Origin of the sequence: Cecembia sp. (assembly GCF_007126775.1) — a bacterium.
In the GTDB taxonomy this organism is placed as follows: domain Bacteria; phylum Bacteroidota; class Bacteroidia; order Cytophagales; family Cyclobacteriaceae; genus Cecembia.
Genome location: NZ_SLAP01000033.1, coordinates 1 through 7,451 on the forward strand (window position 1 = coordinate 1; position 7,451 = coordinate 7,451).

Here is a 7,451-nt window from a genome sequence, read left to right on the forward strand (position 1 = left end):
AGGAAACCTCATTTTTCCGCTCGCCATCAAGATAACTTTTTTGCATGCTTACCTCCACATGCTCAAAATTCCCCAATGCCATAATTTCTGATGACGGAAAATAACCTTCCCCTGCCAACTTACTCATGCTCCAGGTCATTGCTTTAAAAATATTTTCCCCATCACATGCACAGGAAGTGGCCCACAAAAGAAAAAACAAGCAAAAGATACTCCTTACTTTCATTTATTTGGCAGCAACTGCTTCAATCTCTATCAATAGATCCGGATTGGCCAAAGCATATACCGCCAAAGTAGAACGTGAAACCTTATTGGGATTCTGCTCATTGTTGAAATACTCTCCGTAGGCTTTGAACCAGGCATTCCAATCAACATTCCCTTCTTTATCAGGTGCGAGGTATACCCTTAGGAAAATGACGTCCTCTAACCCAAAACCTGCTTCTCCGATGGTTTCCTTAATTCTTTCCAATATTCCAATGCTCTGTTCATAGGTGTCTCCATATCTTTGGTATGTTCCGGGTTCCGCATCCGGGTTTTTTACAGGAGCTACCAAACCTGAAGTATAAAAATATTCTTTACCCTCGGGAACATACACCCCTCTGAGAATACTTGCATCCAGTCTATCATAGCGTACGATGAAATCTTCTTCCTCAGACCCTCCTCTTGTGCTTTGATCAGACACATTGGGCTCACAGGCCATGAAGAGTAATAAAATTGGAATAAATAAATTTTTCATAGTCGGTGTATTTTAAAAGCAAAAGGGCCTGTTACAAACAAGCCCTGCTTTATTATGTTGCAGAATTTAATTCTTTTACTTTATTCTTCACCCTGAGGATAAAATCACTCAGTACATTCATATAATTGATAAAGGCATCATATGGCGTATCGTAATGACTGAAATAAGAGTGCACAGCCCCATCCGAAAAGAATTTGGTACACATGTAATAGAAATGGTCAGAGGTCTGTAAATAGCTCCAATCCCTCCTGATTTCAGGATCATCAATTTTCATCACCTCAGATTCCAACTCATATAATTTTGCAAATGCCTCGTTTTGGAGATCATTTCCCAACCAAGCAGTAAGATCCCGTTCTTCATCTGCCCATGAAATAGGTGTCGGCACCTGAATTTTTGCAATGGGTTTGGCATTTCTCACTACCTCAGTGGTAGTACTGAATCCGAAATTGGTATAGCGGAATACTGCTTCCGGAAGACTCCGCATAAATTCAAAGATTCCAGTCTCAGCCCATTGATGTTCACCAAATGTCTCATAATCCATAAAAAGATTCAACACTTCCTGTTCCTTTGGAATAACGTTGATCCAATTCACAAACTTTTCAGTTGTCAAGGGATAGTCAGACCAGGTTTTATTGCTGAACCTAAAAGCAATATCATCACTCAATTGAAAATTTTTCAAGAGAATCTTCAAATTGGGGTCTTCAGAATTTTGGTAGACAAAATTTGGACTCTTCCATCCTAATATGTGTTTTGCGCCTTCTGTCAACATGCCTTCAAATCCCATTCCTGCCACCATAGCCCCTATTTTATCAGAGTAGATCAACTCTGTATTTCTAAAGACTTTGGTCTCATAACCATTAAATATCCTTTTGATTTTCTCTTTGTGGTTTTCTACCATTCTGACAAACTCATCCTTACTGGCCAAAGAACAAAGTGCATGCGCATCCGTTTCACTCAAAAGCTCCACATGCCCGGTATCAACCAACTTTTTGAAACTTTCCAATACGTCAGGTGCATACAATTCAAACTGGTCAAGACAAACTCCGGATATGGAAAAAGTAACCTTAAATTTACCATTATACCGATGGATAAGATCTAAAAGCAATTCATTCATAGGTAGGTAGCACTTTTGAGCTACTTTTCTGATGATACTTTTATTGGAATAATCATCCCAATAATAATGGTCTTCACCGATATCAAAAAACCTGTATGGTTTTATCCTTAATGGTTGATGTACCTGAAAGTAAAAGCAAATGGTTCTCATGGTTGTTCTTGGTGTAATTTTTCGTAAACAGTAACTAGTTTGGCAGCAACATGCTCCCATTTCAATTTTTTCAGTTCCTCACTGCCAAGTTCCTTAAACATTTTGGAAATACTGTGATAATGCAACAGGCCAAAAATGGCATCTGCCATGGCATCAACATCCCAAAAATCGATTTTGATGGCATTCCGCAGCACCTCCGCAACACCTGATTGCTTGGAAATGATCACAGGGGTATTGTGTCGCACAGCTTCCAGGGGAGCAATGCCGAATGGTTCGGATACTGATGGCATTACATACACATCTGAAATCGCATACATATCATCTACATCCTGGCCTTTTAGGAAACCAGTAAAGTGAAACTTTGTGCCCATTCCCAATTCAGCGACCCTTTCTACCATTCTATTTAACAAATCTCCACTGCCTGCCATGACAAAACGTACATTTGGATCCCTATCAATCACTTTTTTCGCTGCCTCTACAAAATATTCAGGTCCTTTTTGGAAAGTGATCCTTCCCAAAAAAGTGACAATTTTTTCAGGGACATTTTTTTTAACTTTAGATTCTATAATGCTGGCATCCAATACGGCATTGTGTAATACACTTACTTTATCAGGATCTACACCATATTTTTCAATTACCACTTTCCTTGTCAAGTGGCTTACTGCCAATACGTGGTCTGCGGCAAGTAAACCTGCCTTTTCTATTTCATACACAGGGCCACTTCCTCCTCCTTCACCTGCCCTATCAAACTGAGTGGCGTGAATATGGGCGATAAGTGGCTTTCCTGAAATTTCTTTGGCTGCAATACCCGCAGGGTAGGCCAACCAATCGTGGGCATGAATGACATCATGGTCCTTTGACTTGGCAATTTGTGCCGCTACCAAGGCATAGCGGGAAACTTCCTTGATCAGGTCTTTCCCATATTTTCCACTGAATTCAAACTTATTGGAAAATACACTCTCATCTACATCTGTCCGGTCATGCATGGCATGATCAGTATATTTCTTAAACTCTTCCGGCCCTAAATAAGGAACCAAAAAGCTACTGACTTCCAAATAGGTAAGGTTTTTCCATATTTTTTTGAACTTCCGCTCCCTGTAATCGATGACTACATCGCTGGCATTGACAAAATCTGCCAAGGGTTCCTCATCTCCCCAAAGCTTAGGTACCACGAAAATGATATCCTGCTTATGGTGAACCAGACCCTTTACCAAACCATAACAGGCGGTTCCCAGTCCTCCGGAGATATGTGGTGGAAACTCCCATCCAAACATTAAAACCTTCATATGCAAACAATTAAATATTTTTGACTAAATACATGATACGGAGTAGTTCTCCAATACTCCACGCTTGGGAAATGGCTCCCTTGGGCCTATGCGGTGGATCACCGTCATATATTTCGGCTACCGTTCCCACTCCATACTGGCTCATGACACCATCAAAACTTTCTATGATTTTTTCAACGAAACGCTTACCCGATTTTCCATGCAGCCTGAGATATCCCTCTACAAAATGTCCCAACATCCAGACCCACACTGTACCATTATGGTAAGCCTGATCTCTTGTAAACTGATTGCCATGGTAATATCCTTTGTAGCCTGGATCATCAGGCGCCAAAGAACGAAGACCTCTATTTGTCAGCAGTTTTGATTTTACAATCTCCAAGATGGCATCCATTTGGCTTTCCTCTAAAGGAGAATAGGGCAGAGAGGTTGCAATGACCATATTTGGGCGAATCGACCAATCTTTTTCAAAGCCATCAACATAATCTGCGAGATAACCACGCTCTTCATCCCAGAAAACTTCATGGAATGATTTCCTTACGCGTTCCGAAAGAGACAATACCTCTTCATCTCCTGTAAGCTCATGGTAAAAACAAAGGGCATTGTACCAAAGGGCGTTGATTTCAACAGGACAGCCAATCCTGGGAGTAACCGGACCGTCTGAATTGACTGCATCCATCCAAGTGAGTGCAAGCCCTTCCTCTCCCCCATAAATAAGACCGTTGTCAAGCATATGGATATTGAAATCCGTACCCAGCCTGAATCCATCAATAATCCCTTTCATTTTAACCAAATAGCGTTTCTTGATGGTCTTGCTGTCACCTGTAAAAGCTATGAACTGTTGTAAAGACCAAAAAAACCAGAGTGGAGCATCCATAGAGCTAAGATTCCGCATAACGCCGCTTCCCACATTGGGAAATAAAGGCCCATGCAGATCTTCTACCATGGTATCCATAATGGCCAGAAAAGTATCCTTATCTCCTTGGGTCAGGGTAAGGCCCGGAGAGGCAACGAAAGTATCTCTTCCCCACCAGCCAAACCATGGATAGCCGGCAATCACATGGGTTTTCCCATCTCTCTTTTGAATAAACTGGCTGGCTGAATTGATCAGACAGTTTTCAAAATTATTGCGCGGTACCCGGCGTGCAATTTCTTTTTCAAAAGCACGCTGACGGGTACTTGGGTCAGCTTCTATCAGCCCTGCTGAGAAAATTACCGATTCTCCTTTTTCAATATCAAACTCAAAATGACCCGGTAAATAAAGGTCTTCTTGGTATTCATAACCCCGCTCTCTTTCTAAAATATATTCGAAATTGTGGTACCAATCAGGTTTGGAATGGAATGTATTCTTTTTAGAAAGCTGAAGGTAAAGTGGGCTATATTGTGGGTACAGCTGAAACTTGGCCCCATTGGGGAGTTTTTGAAAATCTTTGTTAATTTGATCATTCGCTTTGCAAAGGTGGTGGTAACCCCGGAAAGCAAGAAAAGGCTTGATCTGTATTTTGGTAGGGGAATGTGCTTCCAGCAATGTATACCGGATCATTACCCTGTCTCTGTTTGTATCCAAAATGAGCTCTTTCCGAAGAACAACCCCACCTACCCGATATGTAAGTTTGGGAATGGGCTCAGATGTAAAGTCTTCTAGGTATTTATGCCCCCTCGGGGAATAATTACCGGGAAACTTGCTGATACCCAAATTAAAACTCGAACCCCTTTGAATGATGGTTTCATGGACAGTAGACAACATCACATGCAATTGCTCATCAATCTGTGGCTGAGGTGCCACAAGAAGCCCGTGATACTTTCTGGTGTTACATCCTATAATCGTAGTACTGGTATAGCAACCGCCCCTATTGGTACGGATAATTTCCCTATCCAGCGAGTAATTCAGGTTGATAAGTTGGGTTTTGTCAAAATGGATATAACTCATGCGTTAAAAGTTTGAGATTTCCATAAAAATACCCTTTTGGGCGGGAAAGAAAAACTAATTCCCATAAAAATAAAAGGTTATGTTTCCATAACCTTTCAATTTTAGCCCTTTCACGAACGAACGCCTTCTTTTTGCATTTCCTCAAAGTTTCTCAATGACTCCTCAAACTTAGATATATATAATCTCACAGTCTTCAAGTCTACCGGTTTCACCTTCGGGAATTTTGGCGAAGCTTTAAATAATGTAAACATGCATTTATCTCTTTTTAATACCATTCAGACAAAATTTATGCCATTTGGGTTCATTGTCAGTATTAAAAACTAAGAAGCCCCTCAATTCGGGGCCTTAGGGTGGAAGACCGGATTCGAACCGGCGACCTCTGGTGCCACAAACCAGCGCTCTAACCTGCTGAGCTACAACCACCGTATTCAATTGTGTTCAGGGGCTTCTCCCCGAACGGAATGCAAAGGTAATCTTTGATAGTTTCTTTTACAATACTCAATCCTGTAATTTTCTGGAAAATTTTAAACGTTGCCCTTTTTGGCTTTCATCAAAATTGCCATTATCGTACACAAGATGTCCGGAAACGATAGTGTGCGTAACTTTGGAACGAAAAGTATGGCCCTCAAATGGGGACCATCCACACTTGGACAAAATATTGTTTTTATCTACTTTCCAAGGACTGTCAAGGTCAACCACCACCAAATCTGCATGGTATCCTGGCCTGATATAGCCCCGCTTCTCAATTTCAAAAAGAATGGCCACATTATGGGCAGTTTTTCGGGCGATTTCATCCAATCTGATTTTTCCATCATGGTACATATCCAAAAGGGCAACTAAACTATGCTGTACCAAAGGACCGCCAGATGGGGCAGCAGCATAGGCCTTACTCTTTTCCTCCAAGGTATGAGGGGCATGGTCTGTTGCTATCACATCTATATTTCCATTTAAAACCCCCTCCAGTATCCTATCCCTATCTGCTTTGGTTTTTACAGCAGGATTCCATTTGATTAGATTTCCTTTTTCCTCATAATCTTCCTCCGAGAACCAAAGGTGGTGGATACAGGCCTCCGCTGTAATTCTTTTTTCTTCCAAAGGAATATGGGGATCAAAAAGATCAACCTCCTTGCCGGTACTGATGTGGAGAACATGCAGCTTGCTTCCATATTTCCTTGCCATATCGACTACTTTTTTGGAGGCGTCATAGCAGGCTTCCTCAGACCTAATTTTGGGATGAAATTTGACTGGAATATCTTCTCCATATTCCTTTTTGTATTTTTCCAAATTTGCCTTAATGATGTTATCATTCTCACTGTGCGTGGCAATCAGCATTTTACATTCTGCAAAAATGCGCTCCAGACTTTCCTGATTATCTACCAGCATATTTCCAGTAGAAGAACCTTGGAATACTTTGACCCCACAGACATTTTCGGGATCCAGTTTTAAAATCTCATCTATATTATCGTTGGTTGCTCCAAAAAAGAAGGAATAGTTGGCCAGGGATTTTTCTGAGGCAATGGAATACTTTTCTTCCAGCAAATCAATCGTAACGGCCTGAGGAACGGTATTGGGCATCTCCATATAGGAGGTGACACCTCCAGCTACTGCAGCCTTTGCCTCCGTGTAAATCTCAGCTTTGTGGGTCAAACCTGGCTCTCTGAAGTGTACTTGATCGTCAATCAGACCGGGGAAAATGTACTTCCCATCTGCTTGTATGTGGATATCTGCTTCAAATTCTGAAAGGTCTTTGCCGATATTATAAATCAGGCCATCTTGTACCAAAACATCAGATCGGGTTATCTCCCCTTCATTTACTATATTTGCACCGGTTATCAGTATACTTTTCATCAGCGTTTAAGGAATTTGGTTCTTTAAAATCATCTTCAAAAATGACGATCAAATTAAGCTTGTCTTAAATTTCAACCTGCTTACACTCAAAAGTGTTCACTTGATGGCCATTGAACGATTGATCCAAAAATACAAAATCATGTCTGATAGCACACCTACTTTTGAAATTTTTAAGTTGAACAAACAGCTTTTGGAAGCCGTGAGCGAGACAGGCTATTCCAAACCTACGCCAATACAGGAAAAAGCCATTCCTTTGGCCTTGGCAGGACATGATGTACTGGGTATTGCCCAGACCGGTACAGGCAAAACTGCAGCCTATGTACTCCCCTTACTGATGAAAGTCAAATATGCACAGGGAATCCACGCAAGAGAATTGATTCTGGCCCCCACCAG

At 41.3% G+C, this 7,451-nt stretch carries 6 protein-coding genes, 1 tRNA gene and 1 pseudogene; 1 reads left to right on the forward strand and 7 read right to left on the reverse strand.

The window, feature by feature from the left end; all coding sequences use genetic code 11:
• The 7 genes and pseudogenes from QZT73_RS02495 to QZT73_RS02525 form a co-directional block, all read right to left on the reverse strand.
• A pseudogene (locus tag QZT73_RS02495) lies at window positions 1-223 on the reverse strand (hypothetical protein); the annotation flags it as partial.
• On the reverse strand, window positions 224-733 hold the full coding sequence (locus tag QZT73_RS02500) for a RidA family protein (RefSeq protein WP_291786441.1): 510 nt from the start codon (window positions 731-733) through the stop codon (window positions 224-226). It lies immediately after the preceding pseudogene.
• A gap of 52 nt (window positions 734-785) precedes the next feature.
• On the reverse strand, window positions 786-1,997 hold the full coding sequence (locus QZT73_RS02505) for a glycoside hydrolase family 57 protein (protein ID WP_291782721.1): 1,212 nt from the start codon (window positions 1,995-1,997) through the stop codon (window positions 786-788).
• Complete coding sequence (locus tag QZT73_RS02510) at window positions 1,994-3,283, reverse strand: glycosyltransferase family 4 protein (RefSeq protein ID WP_291782725.1); 1,290 nt, start codon at window positions 3,281-3,283, stop codon at window positions 1,994-1,996. Before QZT73_RS02510 ends, QZT73_RS02505 begins: the two co-directional genes overlap by 4 nt.
• 10 nt (window positions 3,284-3,293) lie before the next feature.
• Window positions 3,294-5,210 (reverse strand): amylo-alpha-1,6-glucosidase, encoded by a 1,917-nt coding sequence (locus QZT73_RS02515; RefSeq protein WP_291782728.1) that lies wholly within the window; start codon window positions 5,208-5,210, stop codon window positions 3,294-3,296.
• Window positions 5,211-5,558: 348 nt separating this feature from the next.
• Window positions 5,559-5,634: transfer RNA gene (locus tag QZT73_RS02520), tRNA-His, on the reverse strand.
• Between the two features lie 74 nt (window positions 5,635-5,708).
• Window positions 5,709-7,058, reverse strand: a complete 1,350-nt coding sequence (locus QZT73_RS02525) for a dihydroorotase (protein ID WP_291786444.1) — start codon at window positions 7,056-7,058, stop codon at window positions 5,709-5,711.
• A 139-nt stretch (window positions 7,059-7,197) separates the two neighbouring features.
• Here QZT73_RS02525 and QZT73_RS02530 point away from each other — a divergent pair.
• Window positions 7,198-7,451 (forward strand): DEAD/DEAH box helicase (locus QZT73_RS02530; protein WP_291786446.1); only part of this gene is annotated, 254 nt, incomplete at its 3' end.